The sequence below is a fragment of the Arhodomonas sp. KWT genome, assembly GCF_010993615.1.
The window spans coordinates 1-602 of the sequence record NZ_WNXE01001001.1 but is presented as its reverse complement, the minus strand read 5'-3'; the positions used below and the strand labels follow the sequence as shown (position 1 = coordinate 602).

Sequence of the window (602 nt, the reverse complement as noted above, 5' to 3'; positions counted from 1 at the left end):
AGGCTGACATCCGCCCCCAGCACCCCGCGGATATCGCCGCGTGCGTCAACGAGGGGCACACCCACGGTGAGGCAGAACTGATTGTTCGCCGCGGAGCGGTAGATATCGGTGACGCAGGCCCGGCCGGTGCTCATCGCGCGGCGGAACCAGTCACGACCGGACCAGTCGCGGCCGGAGCCGTCGCCCTCGTAGCTGGTGGTGAACGAGGCCTGGGCGACGTTGGCGGTGACCTGATCCCCGGCGGGTGAGGTGATGTAGAACAGCTCCACCCACGGCATCTCCGAGAGGGCCTCGCGCAGGCGCCGCTCGCGTTCGTCGCGCCCGCCGCCGGCGAGCGCCGGGTCGGCGGCGAGCCCGGTCACCGCGGTGCGGGCGTGGCCGTGGGCGGCGAGCCGGAACGCGCCCAGGGAGGTGAGGACTTCATCGGAATACTCGTGGATGCGCTGGCTGGCGTGGTTTACCTTGCGCGACTGCTCGAGGATCGTCGCCGAGACGCTGGCCACCTCGTGGACCTGTTCGGCAACGCCCTGGGTGGTGGTGTTCATCTGGTGCATGGCCGTGGATATCCGCTGGCTGCGTGAATCGAGGTCCGCCATCGCCTG

The 602-nt window shown here is 69.9% G+C and carries 1 pseudogene; it reads right to left on the bottom strand.

What is annotated here, in order from left to right:
* Positions 1-602 (bottom strand): annotated as a pseudogene (locus G7A99_RS23790) (methyl-accepting chemotaxis protein); the annotation flags it as partial.